14 protein-coding genes are annotated in these 16,403 nt (G+C 54.4%); 13 read left to right on the top strand and 1 reads right to left on the bottom strand.

Annotation, left to right across the window (positions count from 1 at the left end; translation table 11 throughout):
• Nucleotides 1-86: 86 nt before the first annotated feature.
• From P3C29_RS25010 to P3C29_RS24995, 4 genes are read left to right on the top strand one after another with little or no spacing between them, the layout of a single operon-like run.
• Nucleotides 87-953: a GTPase gene (locus P3C29_RS25010; protein ID WP_275965733.1), complete on the top strand. Its 867-nt coding sequence runs from the start codon at nt 87-89 to the stop codon at nt 951-953.
• Nucleotides 954-965: 12 nt separating this feature from the next.
• Nucleotides 966-1,421 carry a hypothetical protein gene (locus P3C29_RS25005; protein ID WP_275965732.1) on the top strand — a complete coding sequence of 152 codons (456 nt, stop codon included), beginning with the start codon at nt 966-968 and terminating at the stop codon, nt 1,419-1,421.
• 6 nt (nt 1,422-1,427) lie between these two features.
• Complete coding sequence (locus P3C29_RS25000; protein ID WP_275965731.1) at nt 1,428-3,287, top strand: hypothetical protein; 1,860 nt, start codon at nt 1,428-1,430, stop codon at nt 3,285-3,287.
• Nucleotides 3,274-4,902 (top strand): GTPase, encoded by a 1,629-nt coding sequence (locus P3C29_RS24995; protein WP_275965730.1) that lies wholly within the window; start codon nt 3,274-3,276, stop codon nt 4,900-4,902. The genes P3C29_RS25000 and P3C29_RS24995 overlap by 14 nt, the downstream gene beginning before the upstream one ends.
• A 155-nt stretch (nt 4,903-5,057) precedes the next feature.
• Here P3C29_RS24995 and P3C29_RS24990 read toward each other — a convergent pair whose 3' ends face one another.
• A complete protein-coding gene (locus tag P3C29_RS24990; RefSeq protein WP_275965729.1) occupies nt 5,058-5,930 on the bottom strand; it encodes a WYL domain-containing protein in 873 nt (290 codons plus the stop codon).
• A 119-nt stretch (nt 5,931-6,049) separates the two neighbouring features.
• Here P3C29_RS24990 and P3C29_RS24985 point away from each other — a divergent pair, with 119 nt between their 5' ends.
• The 9 genes from P3C29_RS24985 (at nt 6,050) to P3C29_RS24945 (ending at nt 16,220) form a co-directional block, all read left to right on the top strand.
• On the top strand, nt 6,050-6,307 hold the full coding sequence (locus P3C29_RS24985; RefSeq protein WP_275965728.1) for a hypothetical protein: 258 nt from the start codon (nt 6,050-6,052) through the stop codon (nt 6,305-6,307).
• Between the two features lie 11 nt (nt 6,308-6,318).
• Nucleotides 6,319-7,371: an ADP-ribosylglycohydrolase family protein gene (locus P3C29_RS24980; protein ID WP_275965727.1), complete on the top strand. Its 1,053-nt coding sequence runs from the start codon at nt 6,319-6,321 to the stop codon at nt 7,369-7,371.
• Nucleotides 7,372-7,577: 206 nt separating this feature from the next.
• Nucleotides 7,578-7,781, top strand: a complete 204-nt coding sequence (locus P3C29_RS24975; RefSeq protein ID WP_033898344.1) for a helix-turn-helix domain-containing protein — start codon at nt 7,578-7,580, stop codon at nt 7,779-7,781.
• The gene (locus tag P3C29_RS24970) at nt 7,774-8,385 is read left to right on the top strand and encodes a DUF1819 family protein (protein WP_275965726.1); all 612 of its coding nucleotides are present in this window, start codon (nt 7,774-7,776) and stop codon (nt 8,383-8,385) included. The genes P3C29_RS24975 and P3C29_RS24970 overlap by 8 nt, the downstream gene beginning before the upstream one ends.
• Entirely contained in the window at nt 8,382-9,038 is a 657-nt protein-coding gene (locus P3C29_RS24965) for a DUF1788 domain-containing protein (protein ID WP_275965725.1), read from the top strand. The genes P3C29_RS24970 and P3C29_RS24965 overlap by 4 nt, the downstream gene beginning before the upstream one ends.
• An 11-nt stretch (nt 9,039-9,049) precedes the next feature.
• Entirely contained in the window at nt 9,050-12,610 is a 3,561-nt protein-coding gene (gene brxC / locus P3C29_RS24960; protein ID WP_275965724.1) for a BREX system P-loop protein BrxC, read from the top strand.
• Between the two features lie 72 nt (nt 12,611-12,682).
• Nucleotides 12,683-14,509 carry a BREX-1 system adenine-specific DNA-methyltransferase PglX gene (pglX, locus tag P3C29_RS24955; protein ID WP_275965723.1) on the top strand — a complete coding sequence of 609 codons (1,827 nt, stop codon included), beginning with the start codon at nt 12,683-12,685 and terminating at the stop codon, nt 14,507-14,509.
• On the top strand, nt 14,506-15,663 hold the full coding sequence (locus P3C29_RS24950) for an AAA family ATPase (protein WP_275965722.1): 1,158 nt from the start codon (nt 14,506-14,508) through the stop codon (nt 15,661-15,663). Before pglX ends, P3C29_RS24950 begins: the two co-directional genes overlap by 4 nt.
• The gene (locus tag P3C29_RS24945) at nt 15,663-16,220 is read left to right on the top strand and encodes a hypothetical protein (protein ID WP_275965721.1); all 558 of its coding nucleotides are present in this window, start codon (nt 15,663-15,665) and stop codon (nt 16,218-16,220) included. Before P3C29_RS24950 ends, P3C29_RS24945 begins: the two co-directional genes overlap by 1 nt.
• The last annotated feature ends 183 nt before the right edge of the window (nt 16,221-16,403 follow it).

The raw sequence follows: 16,403 nt of genomic DNA, 5'->3' as shown, positions 1-16,403 counted from the left end.
GTGCGCGCTGAACGTTATGACTTGGGGGCAACTTGTATTTGATCCCGGATGCGCCAGCGCTTCCGACACTGCAATAAGGACATTTCATGCCAGCTGAAAATTGGCTGATTCAGCTCAATCGCGAGTCAGCTGAATTCGCGCGTTTGTATCAGGAGCGTCAAGAGGGAAAGACCGTCGACCGGACTTTGCGTATAGCGGTCTGTGGTCTGATGAACGCTGGCAAGAGCGCACTGCTCAATGCATTGACCGGCCATCTTGAAAGCGAATTCTTCGAAACCAAAGCAGTGCGCTCGACTAAGACGGTGCAAACCTTAACCCATGGAGGGATTACTTACGTAGACACTCCGGGTATTGACGCCAATAACGAGGATGACCAGCACGCCTGGCGTGGCTTGGCGACTGCCGACATTATCCTGTTCGCCCACAACCTGGGCACGGGCACTCTGGAAACCGTAGAAATCAACTTCCTTAAGGAATTGAAACGGCGGCGTCCTGATATCGAAGACAGCTTACTGGTCGTTCTGACTCATGCCGAAAGTGCGTCGGAGCAAAGGCAGGATCGCCTGGACGCAATCAGCGCCATCCTCTCGGCGTTGTTCAAGGCACCTCGCACGTTGATCCCGACCTCGTTCACGACATACCGCAAAGGCGTGTTGGAGCAAAAGCCCGCCCTTATCGAACATAGTGGTATCAACCTGCTGCACCAGCACTTGAAGGCATTTGTCGAGCGCACCGAAAGCGAACTGCACGCCGTCCGCCGTACGCGAGATCAGCAGCGTCTGGGTAAGTTGGAGGCCATTGTCGATAAGGCCATCGCCAAGCGTGAACGCGCACTGGCTGCCGTCGAAGCCAAACAATCACAAGCTTTTCTAGTGTTGAGCCAGAGTGTGAATCAGTTGGTCAGCACGACCCGAGAACGCATCAGTCGCTACGAAACCCTTGAATCCGATTGAGAGAGCATTGCTATGTGGTGGTTTTTGGTCGTACCCGTGATCGGCGCCGTGGCTGCGGCCCTCACTAGCTCCGACGATAAAGAAAAAGAAGAGGCTGAACGCCGGACACGCATTCAGGCCCGTGAGGCCGAAGCACAGGCCATTGCTCGTCGCAAACAGGCAGACCTGGAAAAACGTAAGGCTCAACTGGTTGCCGACGTTGATGGCCAACTGAACGATTTGTTTGCGACGCACCCCGCCGTGCTCTATCGAGCCGACGAGGGCGCGTTGCACGTCAGCGTTGACAGCCTTCGTGCCTTTGCAATCAAGAAGGTGCCTAGCAAACCAAAAACCATGTTGAAGCACCTGGAGGCAATTGCCCCCGGTGTAACCTTCAGCCCGATCTGGGTCAAGCAAGCTGTCCAGGCGCACGCGCTTCAGAAAGAAATCACGGGCCTTCAGCGCCTGAAAGAAGAATTGCTGGGATAAGTCACGATGACAGACCGCCACGCCAACAGAAATGATTTGTTAAATGTCTTCGCCGGGATTGCCGGTGAGTTCGATCAGGTCAAACGCCAGATCGATCGCCGGGAAAATGTCCTCAAGGCTCAGCTGAAGAAGCTTGACGACGCGCGCAAGACTTCGCCTTGGCGTGAAAGCCCGCTTGAGCAGCGTCACCCGTTGCAGGATATGGCTGAGCGCTGTCAGCAGGGGCTCGACAGTCAGCTTGATGCCTGGATCAGGAATGTCGAAAACTATGAGCGCAATACTTCGTTTCGCAAGGACTTCGATGACTCGCTACTGATCTTTGTCTACGGCAAGGTCAAAGCTGGAAAATCCTCCCTGGGGAATTATCTCGCCTACGGGAACTCTGCTCCGGACGCGGCCTTGATCGACAGCGCTTCCCCTCGCCCCGAGTTTTTCTGGCGCGAAAGTACCGGGACTGCAGAAACCATGTCCGCAGAGTTGATGAGCAAGCAGCGATGCTTTGGCGTCGACGTGGTGGAAGCGACCAGCTCTATCCAGGGTTTCAGGTTGCCGGGCATGACCTGGGTCGATTCCCCGGGGGTTCACTCGGTCAACAGCGTCAACGGCCGGTTGGCCGACGACTATGTCGCGTGTGCCGACCTGATCGTATTCCTGAGCAACTCTAGCAGTCCTGGCCGGCACTCCGATATGAATGAGGTCGTCGGGCTGCTCCAGAAAAAGAAAAACCTCATGGTGCTTATCACTGGCAGCGATGTGATTGAGGAGGATGTTGATGACTTGGGTAACTTGGTTAACCAACGGGTAATGAAGGCGCGATCCGATCGTGATGACCAGATTGGTTACGTCGGGTCGGAGCTGGCCAAGATTGACCCATCAGCACAATCGCTCCTGAATCAAATCAATATTCACTCGATTTCGGTGCGTTATGCCGAGGAAGGTGGCACCCAGGAGCAGGCGCAACGCTGGCAGGACAGTGGGCTGGCCGACTTCGCCGCAGATATTGGCAACATAGCCCGTTCCAGTGGGCTCGCCCTCAAGCGCCAGACACCCTTAAAGAATCTGCAGGCGTTCTGCATCAAGCTGGTCGAATCGACGGATCAGCTGGAAAAAGAGCTGGTTGATATCAGAACAGGGCTGAGCGCCGCGCGTAAGGACCTGAAGCTGAGCGTCGATCATATTCTGAGTCAGCTCAGAAAAGAATTACCGGGTCAGATCGAAAAGTATGCCGATCAATATGCGATGAACGACCAGGCTTTTTCTGAAGCCTGCCGTAAATTGCTCGATCATGCTTTCCAGCATTACGCCAGCGAACTGTGTGATTCGATTGGCCAGAAATTCGAAAACATTGAAATTCACGACCAGGCGGTTGGACCTGTCGCCCGAGAGGCCCCTCAGTTTTCAGAGCGCGTTGAAAAGATCAAATTCGACTCCCGCCGCAATGAGTCATTCGGCAGGGCCGGCGGGGCAGGATTCGGTGCCTGGGGGGGCGCTGAAGGTGGGGCAGCTCTAGGCACTTTGATTATGCCAGGTGTGGGGACGGTCATCGGTGGCCTGATCGGTGGCGCACTTGGAGCCTGGGCGGGAAACAAGGCTGGGGGCGCAGCGGGCGAATACTTCAATACCACTGAAGAAATCGAAGTGGCTGTGGGCGACAACCGCGACGAAGTTTCACTGGGGACCCGCGAACAGTTGCTTGAGCTTGCCGAGAACCGGCTGAATGTCCTGTATGAGCAACTGGACCAATTGTGCTTTATCGACATTGCCGACTGGTTGAAAAACTTCCACAGCGCATTAAAAGAGATGCGCCAGCACACGCTTACTCAAATTCAGGAAATCGAAAAGGAGCTGTCCCATGGCATTGCCTGACTTCGCACGGGTTATCCACACCTATGAACGGGTCAGCACCCCGCTGGGCCGTTGGCTGTCCGAACAACAACGTGATGAGCTGGGAGCCCGGTTGCAGACCAAGGCTGAGCAGTTACACCCTCGAATCATGGTCTACGGCAACTACAACGCTGGCAAAAGTACCCTGCTCAATGCCTTGATGGGGCGGGCAGATGCCAAGATGGCGGATCGACCGGAAACGGCCGCGGTAACTGAGTACCGCTGGGGCAATTACACGCTGCTCGACACACCTGGCATCGACGCACCGATTGAGCATGAAGAGGTGGCTGAGAACCAACTGCACAATAGCGAAGTTGTGTTGTTCGTGGTCGCTGCAGGCGGTGCCACCGACGAAGCGAAAACCTGGGAGCGGTTGGTCGATATCGTCGCCTCAGAGCGCCGGGTAATGCTCATCGTCAACAACAAGGCAGGCATTACGGTCGGCGATCGCGATTATGTCGGCATCACCGATCGCCTGCGCATTCATCTGCAACGTGCGGCGAGTGAGCGCGGTATTGAAAACATTCTGGACAAGGTCCCGGTGCAATGGGTCAATGCCAGAAGCGCCCTCAAAGGACGACTCGAGGACAAGGCGCCGCTGATAGGCGCCAGCGGCATTCTTGACTTGGAGGAGGCGCTGGGCGACTTCCTGGAACAAAGCGACACCGGGACAATCTTCGCGGCTTGTCGCAAAGACTTGGTGGTTGCGATCGAACAAGCCAATTTGCGGTTGGTGCAGGCCGGCAATGACCGTCAGGCTGAAGCGCTGACGAAAGCCAAACTGCAGATTGAAAACGAGCGCAGCCGTCTGACTGCATGCCTGAACGATCACCTGGATCGCGATTGTCGTAGCGCAAAGCAGGCAATTGTCAGTCTGATTACTTCAGTAGCAGAAGGACAAGTCAGGGGGGACACCAACCAGGCGATGGAAGAGGGGGCGGCAGACGCTGTCCAGTCTCTGGGCGACAAACTGATGCGCACGCTGGAGTACGAGCTGCCCAAGACTCAGCAGAGCCTGGGTGAAATCGGTGAGAAATTGGCCGAGTCCACTCTCCGACACGCTGACGCCATGCTGAATGCGGATCTGGATGCGCCGCAGGATGCTGGTGAAAGCATCCTGTCGCCAGCCATCAAGGATGCCTTGAAGAAAGTCCCCATGGGTAATGTCAAGGACATGACTGAACAGGGAGTGAAAGCGGCACTGGAGCTAGGAAAAGAGTTTCTGCCCAAACTGTTCAAAGGTATTGGCCCCAAGACCATGGGACGCTGGGCCAGTACAGCGGGTCGCTGGGCGGGGCCTTTGGTACAGGTCGGCGTGGCGTTGTACGACATCTACCAGGCTATTCGTACAGAGAATGCGGAGAAGGCAGCGCAAGCTCGTCGTACCAAAGCCATCGACGACTCTGCCAGTTCGTTTGTCCACGATTTGCGTCAGGCCTACCAGTTCCAAATAACTCTGGTGGTTGAGCAGGTGTTCAAACCTATGGATGAGTGGATCGACGCGCAAAGCCAGGCTCTGGTGCAACAAGACAAGGCCGCAGAGAACGATAGAATTCTGTTCGAACAGGCACTGATTGAACTGCGCCCGCAAGACTGATCTGGTCATTAACGCATCTCATCTCAACATTCGCTCCGGACATAGGACGGGGCGAATGCTTCCAGAGAGCCCAGAGTCATGCCTATTATTCTTCCATCTCGGAGGTTCAATTAATTCGTGATGCAGTGCGTCACGAATTAAAATGCCGGGTTGAGTCACTCATAAAGCCAAGGCTTCAACTCATCCAGATTCTTCACCACGATCTGCTGCGCCGCCGCTTTGGGGTCGAGCTTTTTCGGATCGATTTGAAAACGTTGCAATACATACTTGACCAAGGCGCGGCGTGTCGGAATGACCAGCACACCATCCTCCATGCCGAAATCCGCTTCGATGATTGCCTTCTGTTCTGGCTTGAGCCTTGAGTCGGGTTCGATGATCACGGCTACCTTGGTGTTCCAGTCTTCATCCTCGTCGATGAGATTCTCGGTCTTGCGTTCGAACTCCGGTTGGCCGCGCAGACGACTCAGCACAAAATCCCGGTATTCACGATTCTTCTCGCAATACGCCCGTACATGCCAACGCATACCGGTGTAAATCAGTGTGTGTGGTGCAATCAAGCGAGTTTCTGGAGCCGGGTTAGCGAGTGAAACGTATGCGACTTCAATAACCTCGCTGTCGCGGCATGCCTTAAGCAAGGGACGCAATACTTCAGGTCGAATCGTCCGGTCCGGCACCTCTAGCACCATGGTGTGGGCATACGCCAAGGCCAACCCTTCCACATGCGGCGCACGGGAATGGGTCTGGTTCAGCAGGTGAAGATAAGCGCTGGCGCTGTCGTCGATGAACAGTGGCTTGAACTGTTTGCTGGGGACGTAGCCCTTTAGCTGCTTGTCATATGTAAGGTTTTTAGGCGCATGTTCGGTGATGTAAGTGTTTATGTCCTTGGACGCCTGCTGACGACTGATCCCGAAGCTCTGGATCAGGTGCACCGTAGTCAGCCGGCCTTCCCACCAGGCGACGGTCTCGATCAAGCGATAACGAAGTGCCAGATCCCAACGAACCTGCTTGATGTCTTGCTTGCGTTTCATGACCGCTCCATATGCGTGAATACTTTACCTGTATAAGTCTACATTCTATACCTGTCGTAAAACACTACATATCATTGATCTGTCTTCGAGCTCAATCGAACTCACGAAAGGATGTGGACATGACAATGTCGGATGCTGTTTCGACAGGTGCATTGGTGATGATGGGGGCAATCCTGCTGACGCTTGTGCTGCAGTGCCTGAAGTTGCGGGAGCTCTGGCAAATGGCTCTTGGCTGTCAAAAGGACAAGCGCTGGGTACGGATTTGGGAGATGGAAAACCGGGAACTGCGCTCGGCGCTACGCGCTGAGAAAGCGCACATCGAGCAGTTGCAAAGAAAGCTTGTGATTTTGCAGGAATTGATCCCAGCAGAGGGATAAGGGCAAAGGATATGAACAGACTTGAACGGATCAAAGGCTGCCTGCTGGGTGGCGCCGTCGGCGATGCGTTAGGCGCCCCAGTGGAGTTTCTCGAGTGGTCTGCAATCGAAGCTAAGTTCGGTCCACAGGGAATTATAGATTTTACCCCGGCGTACGGTATCACCGGTGCTATAACCGACGACACGCAGTTGATGCTTTTCACTGCAGACGGTTTGCTGCGTGCTTTTGTGCGCAGCAGCTCACGAGGGATTTGCCACGTTCCTAGCATTATTCACCATGCGTTGCTGCGCTGGCTGATAACCCAGGATTACCCTGTGGCGATGCCGGTCAGTAGAGACGGATGGCTGATCAAACAACCGGAACTCTGGTCTCGCCGCGCCCCTGACGCAACCTGTATAGGTGCACTCACGGCCAGTTCGCGGCAGGGGGGTGTCGCGGAGAACAACAGTAAAGGCTGTGGTGCTGTGATGCGTGTCGCGCCCTGTGCGTTCTTTTCCAATGCCTTTGAAAATGCTAGCCAATCTGGGCGGTTAACCCACGGGCACCCTACGGGCTATCTAGCTGCTGGGTTGTTTGCCGATTTTCTCCAGCGCATTGTCGATCGGCAAGACAGCCTGGAGCATGCCGTCACTCAAAGCTTGGCCAGGTATGGGCAGAAATCCGGGTTGGAAGAAACACGCAGGCTCATCGAGCGTGTGCTGTTCTTCTTTTACGAAGGCTATCAGCCCACCCCGCAACGCATTGGTGAGCTCGGGGGCGGTTGGGTCGCCGAAGAAGCGTTGGCTATTGGCCTGTGGTGCGCCCTCGCGGCTCGCTCCTTCGAGGAGGGAGTGATCACGGCTGTGAATCACGGTGGCAACAGCGACAGTATCGGGCTGATCGCCGGACAACTGTTGGGGGGGCAATATGGTGCTGCGGTGATTCCTGCTCGATGGTTCGAACAATTGGAGTTGCGTGAGGTGATTGTGAAGATTGCGGAGGATATTGAGCGTATTCCACGTGATTACTGTGGGTATGGCGGAGAGTTCGATCATCTGATCGAGCAGATGTATCCCGGCGGGTGAGGGATCTGATGGCGACGCATTTCATTTCGCTACTGAGTTACTCGCTTCGTAGGCTTACCAAAGCAAACTCGCGAAGATGTCCTTCGAAGGCATCTTGAAGTGGCGCAGGCATTTGTCAGGAATTTACCCTGATACGCAGCTTTAACCTTATTAAAACCGACAAAAACGGCTAATATCAGCAGGTTTTTTTATTGGCAGATTTAGCTATGACTGATCGTTGGCACAGTGTTGATGAAATTGCTGAACACCTCGGCGTCAGCAAGGACACCGTTTATGCATGGATCGCCAAACGCAGCATGCCAGCCCATAAGGTCGGTCGGTTGTGGAAGTTCCAGAAGGTTGAGGTGGATACCTGGGTCAAAGCTGGCGGAGCCAGTGACGAATCGCAACAGGCGCAAAGTGATGGCTGAACGTTATCGCCTTTCTTTCACCACAGGTGGCCTTTTTTTGCAGCAAGCACCGCTGGTTGTGGAGCGCTATCTAGCGCTGCGTGATTGGAAGCAAACACGGGAGCAGGTGCGTGCTGAGAACCTGTTACAAGTTCGTACATCAGCTGCTGCGACACGTATCAGTAAGGAGTTGATCGCGCGTCTAGAACTGTTGGATCCAAAGGAGCTGGAGTTCTTGGTGGACGGCAGCCTGCGCGAGCAAGCCTACCTCCTGTGGGCTGCAACTTGCCGGCGCTACGCTTTCATTCGAGACTTCGCACGCGAAGTTCTGCGCGAGCATTACCTGCTCATGCGCCGCCAACTCACGACAAGCGATTACGATGCTTTCTTCAATGCCAAAGCTTTGTGGCATGTCGAACTGGATGAACTGGCTGCGTCCACGCAAAGCAAATTGCGGCAAAATCTGTTCCGCATGTTGCGAGATGCCGACTTGATTAGCGCACAGCACCAGATTCAGCCTGCGTTGATAACTCCAGCGCTGGCCCATTTACTGGTCCACGACGGTAACGAGCAATTGATGATATTTCCGGCAACTGACCATGAAATTAAAAGGTGGCTGCAATGAGTCAGAAAATCAGTCAGCAGCCGCTGGCAGCTCGCTTTGAGCATCTATTGAGTGTCATGAGTGGTCGGCGCTTTCTGGAAATGAAGGGGCTGAATAACGATCTGCCGTTCTATATCTGCGAATTCAAGGCTGCTGAAGCCTTTGAGATACGACGCATGCAGCGGCAATTGGTCAATACGCTGGCTGGTTTGCGTGTCGATTGTCTGCAGGGACGTGGCGTGAAGGTGTTGGAAATCAGTCTCTATGACCTGACCATCGATCTCTTAAAGGCTCGTGAGGGCGGTGACGAGGGGATCAGCTTGTGGGAGCAGATCCGCGCGGTTGAGTCTGATGTAGAAAAAGACAGCCTATTGGAACTTTTGCAGGGTGTATTGGACGTCAAGGAGCACCTGATCCCAGCTATTGGCGAACGGATTGCCCAGGCGGATTACGACATTCTTTTTCTCTCCGGCATCGGAGAAGTGTTTCCCTATATCCGCTCGCACAACGTACTCAACAACTTGCAAAGCACGGCCAAGAACAAGCCCACAGTGATGTTCTTCCCCGGCGAGTATCGGCATTCGCTAGAACAGGGCGCGTCGCTGGAGTTGTTCGGTTTGCTACACGATGACAAGTATTACCGCGCATTCAATATTTTCGAGTCTCAGGTGTAAGGAAGCAGTCAATGGAACTCAATGGCATTTTCAAAAACTCCGTCGGCCGGCCGATTGAAGGCGTCATCAAAGCTGACGACGAGACCAGCCTGTACAACGAGCTGAGCGAATACGTACTCACTGACGAAGTTGCCAAACGGCTGGAGCATTTCCTGGATGCCTACACCGACTACCACCATGCCAACGGTGTCTGGGTGTCCGGCTTCTTCGGCTCGGGTAAGTCGCACCTGTTGAAAATGCTTGCCTTATTGCTGGAAAACCGCCGAGTCGATGGCAGTACCGCACTGGATATTTTCCTGCCCAAGATCAAGGATGACGATGAGTTGCTGCGCGCTCAGCTCAAGAAAGCTGTCGCCATCCCGTCGAAAAGTATCCTCTTCAACATCGACCAGAAAGCCGACATCATCAGTAAGACTCAGATCGATGCCTTGCTTTCGGTGTTTGTCAAAGTCTTTAACGAAATGTGCGGTTACTACGGTAAACAGGGGTATATCGCCCAGTTTGAGCGCGATCTGGACAGTCGCGAAATGTTCCGCCCGTTCAAGGATGCCTACCAGAGCATCGCCAACAAGTCCTGGGAGCGTGGTCGCGAACAGGCGCTGCTGGAGGCAGGTAACATCGCCAAAGCCTACGCTCAGATCACTGGCGAAGACCTGGCACTGGCCAAGGGTATCCTCGACAAATACCGTGCCCAGCACAGTGTCTCCATTGAAGACTTCGGCAACCAGGTCAAGGAATGGCTGGATAAGCAACCGATCAACTTTCGCTTGAACTTCTTTGTCGATGAGGTCGGCCAGTACATCGCCGATAACACCAAGCTCATGACCAACCTGCAGACCGTGGCGGAGAGCCTGGCCACCAAGTGCCAGGGTAGGGCGTGGATTATCGTCACCGCACAGGAGGATATGGACTCCGTGATGGGTGACATGAGCAAGCAGCAAAGCAACGACTTTTCTCGGGTCCAGGCGCGTTTTGCCAACCGCCTCAAGCTAACCAGTGCCGACGTGGCTGAGGTGATCCAGAAGCGCTTGCTGACCAAGAACGATACTGGTACGGAGCTGCTGAAAACCGTCTACGAACAACAGTTCAACAATTTCAAAACCCTCTTCGAGTTTGCCGACGGCGGCCAGCACTATCAGAACTTCCGCGATCTGGAGCACTTCACCTACTGCTACCCATTCGTGCCGTACCAGTTCCCGCTGTTCCAGTCGGCTATTCGTGGAATATCCATGCACAACGGCTTTGAGGGCAAGGCCAACTCGGTGGGCGAGCGCTCCATGCTCGGCGTATTTCGCGAAGTGGCCATGGCCATCGATAACGAGCCAGTCGGTCAGCTGGCCACCTTCGATCGCATGTTCGAAGGTATCCGTGGCGCACTGAAAAGCGCCATCCAGAGCGCCATCAACACCGCCGAGCACCACTTAGGTGACCCTTATGCAGTGCGTGTGCTCAAGGCACTGTTTTTGGTCAAGTACGTCAAGGAGTACAAAGCTACGCTGCGCAACCTCAGCGTGCTGATGCGGGAGCGCTTTGGTGAGGACGTACCCGTGCAGCGCAAAAAGCTGGAGGTGGCGCTCAATCTGCTGGAGCAGCAAACCTATATCCAGCGTAATGGTGAGCTTTACGAGTATCTGACCGACGAAGAGAAGGACATCGAGGAAGAGATCAAGAGCACTGAGATCGAGTCCGCCGATGTCATCAAGGAGCTGGAAACCCTGCTGTTCGACGGCGTGATCAAACAACGCAAGATCCGCTATGAAAACGGCCAGGACTACGCCTACACGCGCAAGATGGATGACCGCTCTCTCAGCCGCGAGTCTGAGTTGGCCATCCATATCGTCACGCCGTTGAGCGACAACTTCGACAACCTCATGGTTCAGCGTATGCAGAGCATGGGCCGCGATGAGCTGCGCGTGGTGCTGCCGGCCGATGCCCGCTTTATGCAGGATCTCACTCTGCACAAGCGCACCGAGAAATACATCCGCCAGAACAGCAGCACCCAGCAGGAAGCGGTTAAGCGCATTATCGATGCCAAGGGCTTCCAGAACACTGAGCGTCTGGCCGACCTGCAAGATCGTGCCAAAGAGTTGCTCGGCAAGGCCCATCTGATCATCAACGCTGCCGATGTGGACGCCAGTGGCAGCGACGGTCAGACCCGTATTCTCAAGGGTTTCTATCTGCTGATCGAAACGACCTACCCGAACCTGCGCATGCTGCGCGATGTGCCGTTCAGTGAAAACGACATCGGCAAATACCTGCGCCAGGCACAGGACGGCTTACTGGGCAACGATGTCACTAGCCTGACCGAGCCGGAACAGGAGCTATTGGCTTATATCCAGAGCAACGCCCGCAGCGGTGTGCGCACTACGGTCAAAACGCTGCTGGAACGCTTTGAGCGCAAAAACTACGGTTGGTACTACGCGGCAATTCTCTGCAACCTCGCCTTGCTTTGCGCCCGTAGCAAGGTGGAAGTGCGGCAAGACAGCAACCCACTGGAAGGCGACAACCTGGAGCGCAGCCTGCGTAATACCAACGCCCACACCAGCCTGGTGCTAGAGCCACAAATTGAGTTCAGCGCCTCCCAGGTCCGCCATCTCAAAGAGTTTTTTGCCGATTTTTTCGACCGCCCGGCCAGTAGCAACGAAGCTCGCGCTTTGGCGCGAGAAACCATCGATGCCATCAAAGAGCTGGAGATCGAACTGGCCGACCTGCACGGGCAAAAAGCCCAGTATCAGTTTCTCAGTGTACTGGATGGCGTAATGGCCACCCTCAAGGAAGTCGCCAGCAAAAACGCCAGCTGGTTCCTTACCGACCTGTCTCGTGCCTCCGATGCCATGCTCGACAGCAAGGAGCAGATCATTGAGCCTCTGCGCCGCTTTATGGGTAGTCCGCAAAAAACTATTTACGATCAGGCGCGCCAACTGGTACAGGACCAGGAAGATAATTTTGCCTATGTCGCCACAGGTGAGGTTGAAGCCATCAAGGCGTTACTCACCGAGAATAAACCCTGGCAGGGCAACCGACTGCAGCAGGCCAGACCGCAACTGGAGGCCCTGCAAGAAGCCATTACCAACCAGCTTGCCAGCGAAATGAGCACTGCAATCAGTCGGCTTGCTGAGTTGGAACTGCGTCTGCAGGGCACTAACGAATACAGCGGCCTTAAGAACGAACAGCAGGCCGAGCTTGGCGCATCTTTTGTTGAGGCTCGGCAATCAATGCAAGGGCAAAAGCGCATCGCCATGATCCGCGATCAGCTGCGTACTTTTGAGGAGAATCAATACGCACAGTTGCTACTCCAACTGGAGCGGCTTGCACACCCTAAGCCAGCACCCACTCCAATGCCGCCTGCTTCGCCGCAACCGACAGCGGACAAGCCGGACATCGACTATCCACAGCCACCAAGCGCAGAGCTGCCCAAAGTGGCCGATCTGCGTCTCGTACCCGCACGCACCATCAAGGTGGGCTACAGCAAGCCTTGGTTGGCCAGCGAGGCCGAGCTGGATGACTACTTGCAGCAGCAGCGCGAAGCCTGGCTAAAGGAAATCCAGGCCGGCAACCGCGTGCAGATCTAAAACGGACAAGTGGCCTCGATCATTTGCGTCACACCATGCAAATGATCGAGTCAGCCCATAAAGAGAAGAGAAATGGAAACCAGCAAACTCAAGAAGTTCGCCCAGCAAGCCCGCCGTCTGCTGCTGGAGCAAGTCGGTGCGAAGCTCGCTCTGGTGCTGGATGCCAGCAGCGCCGCCCGCCGTGAAAATCCGCAGGCCGTGGCTCAGCTGGAAAAGCAGATCGCCGCAACCAGCCGTGGGCAGTTGATCGACAAGGTTGCCTACACCTGGTTTAACCGCTTCTGCGCGCTGCGCTTTATGGACGTGAATGCCTACACTCGCATCCGCGTGGTATCGCCCGCTGACGAAGGCCAGTTCCAGCCTGAAATATTGGCCGAGGCCAAAGCTGGGCATATAGATAAAGATCGCGTGCCAGAGAAAGTCAGCCAGCAGATCCAGGCCTTGCTCAGTGGCACTACACCCAGCCACGATCCGCAGCAGGAAGCCTATCGTCTGCTGGTAGTGGCTGAGTGCAACAGCTTTCACAGCGCTATGCCTTACCTATTTGAGCGTATCGCCGATTACACCGAACTGTTGATGCCGGATGATTTGCTCTCGGGCAACTCAGTACTGGCCTACACCCGCGAAGCGATGACGCCTGATACTTGCAAGGAAACAAATCGCGACGGGGTGGAACAACCTATTGTTGAAGTGATCGGCTGGCTATACCAGTTTTACATCTCGGAAAAGAAAGACCTGGTCTTCGAGGACCTAAAGAAGAAACGGAAAATCACCTCGGAGAATATTCCGGCCGCCACCCAGCTTTTCACCCCGCACTATATCGTGCGCTACCTGGTGGAAAACTCCTTGGGTCGCCTGTGGATGCTCAACAACCCCGGCTCGGGGCTGGTTGGGCAGATGGACTACTACATCAAGCCCGAGGCTGAGGAAACAAACTTCCTCAAGATCATTCGCCCCGAAGACATTAAGGTCTGCGACCCGGCCTGTGGCTCCGGGCATATGCTGACCTATGCCTTTGATCTGCTTTATTCCATCTATGAAGAAGTGGGTACTGACCCCAGTGAGATCTCCGAGAAAATCCTGACTCACAATCTCTATGGCATCGAGCTGGACGAGCGGGCTGGGGAGCTGGCCGCTTTTGCCCTGACCATGAAGGCCCGTGGCAAGCAGCGCCGTTTTTTCAATAAGGCCATCAAGCCAAACATCTGCGTGTTGGAAAACGTAGCGTTCAGCCACGACGAGCTGGATGAATACTTCTCGGCCGTGGGGCGCGACCTGTTCACCCTCGACCTGCGCGAAACTCTCAAGCAATTTGAGGAGGCGGACAACTTCGGTTCGCTGATTCGCCCCAAGCTCATAAGTGTGCGGAACGTGCTACCTGTGCTGGAAGCCAAGGACATAGCCGGTAACTTGTTCTTAGCCGGAACCCACGCCGAGGTACTGCGGGTACTGCGCATGGCAGACTTTTTAAGCCCTCGTTACCAGGTGGTGATCGCCAACCCGCCGTATATGGGTGGAAAGGGCATGAATGGACCGCTGGGAGCCTGGGCCAAGGAAAACTACCCTAGTAGCAAGTCAGACCTGTTTGCCATGTTTATCGAGCGCAATCTTGACTTGACCCTGCCTGCCGGGGCAGTGGCCATGATCACCATGCAAAGCTGGATGTTTCTATCGTCGTTCGAGTCCTTACGCGCTCGCATATTGGGCCAGAACACCATTTTATCAATGGCTCATCTGGGCGCACGGGCGTTTGACAGCATCGGTGGTGAGGTGGTCTCAACCACGGCCTTTGTACTGGAGAACCAGCACAAGCCTGAATACAAGGGCGCGTATCTGCGGCTGGTGAGTGGCAACTCTGAAGCGGAGAAGGCCGCGATGCTCCTGGAGGCCATTCGATGATTACTCGCCTGGAGCTGACAAACTTCACTGCGTTCACTGACCTAGCCATTGATTTCTCCCCCAAGATCAACGTGATCATTGGCGAGAATGGCAACGGTAAAACCCAGCTGCTTAAAGCAGTTTATGCTCTATGTACGGGCGGTGTTCTGCAGTCGACGGCCGAAGGTAATGGGCTAGCGAAAAGCCTTACTCGTAAACTGGTTCGGCTTCTAATGCCATTGGATAACAAGCTTGGCACCATGCGCCGTCCTGGTGTGCGTGGCAATGCGCAACTGAAGGCATGTTTTTCGTTAGGTGAAGAAATTTCACTGGCCTTCAACGGTTCCGCAGACGTAGCCACCGTCAACACCAATGTAGCGTACGCCAATTATCGGGCTGAGCCGATATTTGTACCCACCAAAGAAGTATTGTCACTGGTGCGCGGTATGACCGACGCCAATCATGATCAACGCACAGTCGAGTTGATCTTCGATGACGGTTATCTGGATCTGGCGCAGATGTTGTTGCGTGAGGGGGTGGATGATCCAGAGTCGAAGGTCAATTTAGATCCACGCTTTGACAGCATTGTGCCCATGTTGGCCAATCTGATTGGTGGTCGCTATCAACTGGAAAACGGGGGATTTTGTTTCCAGTCAGGAACGTATATTGAAAAGTTGGGGAAAAGTAGCTCTGAAACAAAAGCCCCACAAACATTTAAAAAAGCCACTACACGATTCGTTCCTGAAAAGTCTGTAATGATTTCAAGCGGTATGACCGCCGAAGGCTTCCGTAAGGTCGGCATGCTCCAGCGCTTGTTGATAAATGGCACTCTTAATCCTGGTGTCAGTGGTCCACTACTGTGGGATGAGCCTGAGTCAAACCTCAACCCAAAACTCATGAAGTTGCTCGTAGAGATCCTGCTGGAGTTGTCCCGTAACGGCCAGCAGGTGATTTTGGCGACGCATGACTATGTGCTGCTCAAGTGGCTCGATCTACTTATGGATCGAAGTAAGGGCGACCATGTGCGTTTTCACTGCCTGAATCGCAACCAATCCACTAATAATATTCAAAGCGAAAGCCTTGATGATTACAGCATTATTGGTCGTAGTGCTATCAGTAACACCTTTGCTGAGCTGTATGACGCAGATGTCGACCGTGCGCTGGGAGATCTTTGATGCAGATTTTCCGCGCTGAAGAAACCGCTGAACTGGAGTTCCGATTTCCTGATGAGCTACGTTGGAGCGAACTCGACAAACAGGGGGTGAAGCTGCCAGTAAATATGAAGTTTGTCGATATCGTGATCGAACGTGATCACGATATTCTAATGGTTGAAATCAAGGATCCATCACATTCGCGCAGCCGGGACAAGGAGCGTAATGCCTATCTGAAACGGCTGAGGGACAACTCCGTGCTATCGCAGGAGCTCACCCCCAAAGCACGCGATTCCTACCTTTATCTGCATCTGATGGAGCGTGACCAAAAGCCGTTAAAGTATGTAGTTCTGCTGGGGTTGGATGCATTCGATCCCAACGTCCAGAAGTCATTGTTGATGGGATTTAAGGATCGACTGCTGGCCGATATTCGGGAGGAGTCCTTCGAGGCGTGGCGGCGCAAGCATATTGCAGATTGTTTGGTGCTGTCGGTGGAGTCATGGAATCGAAAGTTCCCCAACTGGCCGCTGAAGCGATTGGCGCTAGTTGAGGCCGTCGACGAAAGGCAGGCTGTCCAATGATCAGTCTCCACAGCCACCATCCAACCCAGTTCAGCCGTTACCTGATGGACCGCATCCGCAAAGACCGTGACCAGGAGCTGGTGCTCAAACTGGAGCCACCCTTCACGCCATTTTGCTCAGCCGGGCTTCGGAATTGCTGTTACTGGTACAGATGAACGAGTTGCCCGAATATTACCGTCCCAA

It is taken from the genome of Pseudomonas sp. 1912-s (genome assembly GCF_029269205.1).
Taxonomy (GTDB): domain Bacteria; phylum Pseudomonadota; class Gammaproteobacteria; order Pseudomonadales; family Pseudomonadaceae; genus Aquipseudomonas.
Note: the sequence above shows the minus strand (reverse complement) of the source record. Positions and strands in the feature narration are given on the sequence as shown.

Bases quoted from the DNA above. Each gene is read 5' to 3' on its own strand.
- P3C29_RS24945 (WP_275965721.1), top strand. From the start codon at position 15,663: ATGCAGATTTTCCGCGCTGAAGAAACCGCTGAACTGGAGTTCCGATTT.
- brxC (WP_275965724.1), top strand. From the start codon at position 9,050: ATGGAACTCAATGGCATTTTCAAAAACTCCGTCGGCCGGCCGATTGAA.
- P3C29_RS24990 (WP_275965729.1), bottom strand. From the start codon at position 5,930: ATGAAACGCAAGCAAGACATCAAGCAGGTTCGTTGGGATCTGGCACTT.
- P3C29_RS24980 (WP_275965727.1), top strand. From the start codon at position 6,319: ATGAACAGACTTGAACGGATCAAAGGCTGCCTGCTGGGTGGCGCCGTC.
- P3C29_RS25010 (WP_275965733.1), top strand. From the start codon at position 87: ATGCCAGCTGAAAATTGGCTGATTCAGCTCAATCGCGAGTCAGCTGAA.
- P3C29_RS24965 (WP_275965725.1), top strand. From the start codon at position 8,382: ATGAGTCAGAAAATCAGTCAGCAGCCGCTGGCAGCTCGCTTTGAGCAT.
- P3C29_RS24970 (WP_275965726.1), top strand. From the start codon at position 7,774: ATGGCTGAACGTTATCGCCTTTCTTTCACCACAGGTGGCCTTTTTTTG.
- P3C29_RS24985 (WP_275965728.1), top strand. From the start codon at position 6,050: ATGACAATGTCGGATGCTGTTTCGACAGGTGCATTGGTGATGATGGGG.
- P3C29_RS24995 (WP_275965730.1), top strand. From the start codon at position 3,274: ATGGCATTGCCTGACTTCGCACGGGTTATCCACACCTATGAACGGGTC.
- P3C29_RS24975 (WP_033898344.1), top strand. From the start codon at position 7,578: ATGACTGATCGTTGGCACAGTGTTGATGAAATTGCTGAACACCTCGGC.
- P3C29_RS24950 (WP_275965722.1), top strand. From the start codon at position 14,506: ATGATTACTCGCCTGGAGCTGACAAACTTCACTGCGTTCACTGACCTA.
- pglX (WP_275965723.1), top strand. From the start codon at position 12,683: ATGGAAACCAGCAAACTCAAGAAGTTCGCCCAGCAAGCCCGCCGTCTG.
- P3C29_RS25000 (WP_275965731.1), top strand. From the start codon at position 1,428: ATGACAGACCGCCACGCCAACAGAAATGATTTGTTAAATGTCTTCGCC.
- P3C29_RS25005 (WP_275965732.1), top strand. From the start codon at position 966: ATGTGGTGGTTTTTGGTCGTACCCGTGATCGGCGCCGTGGCTGCGGCC.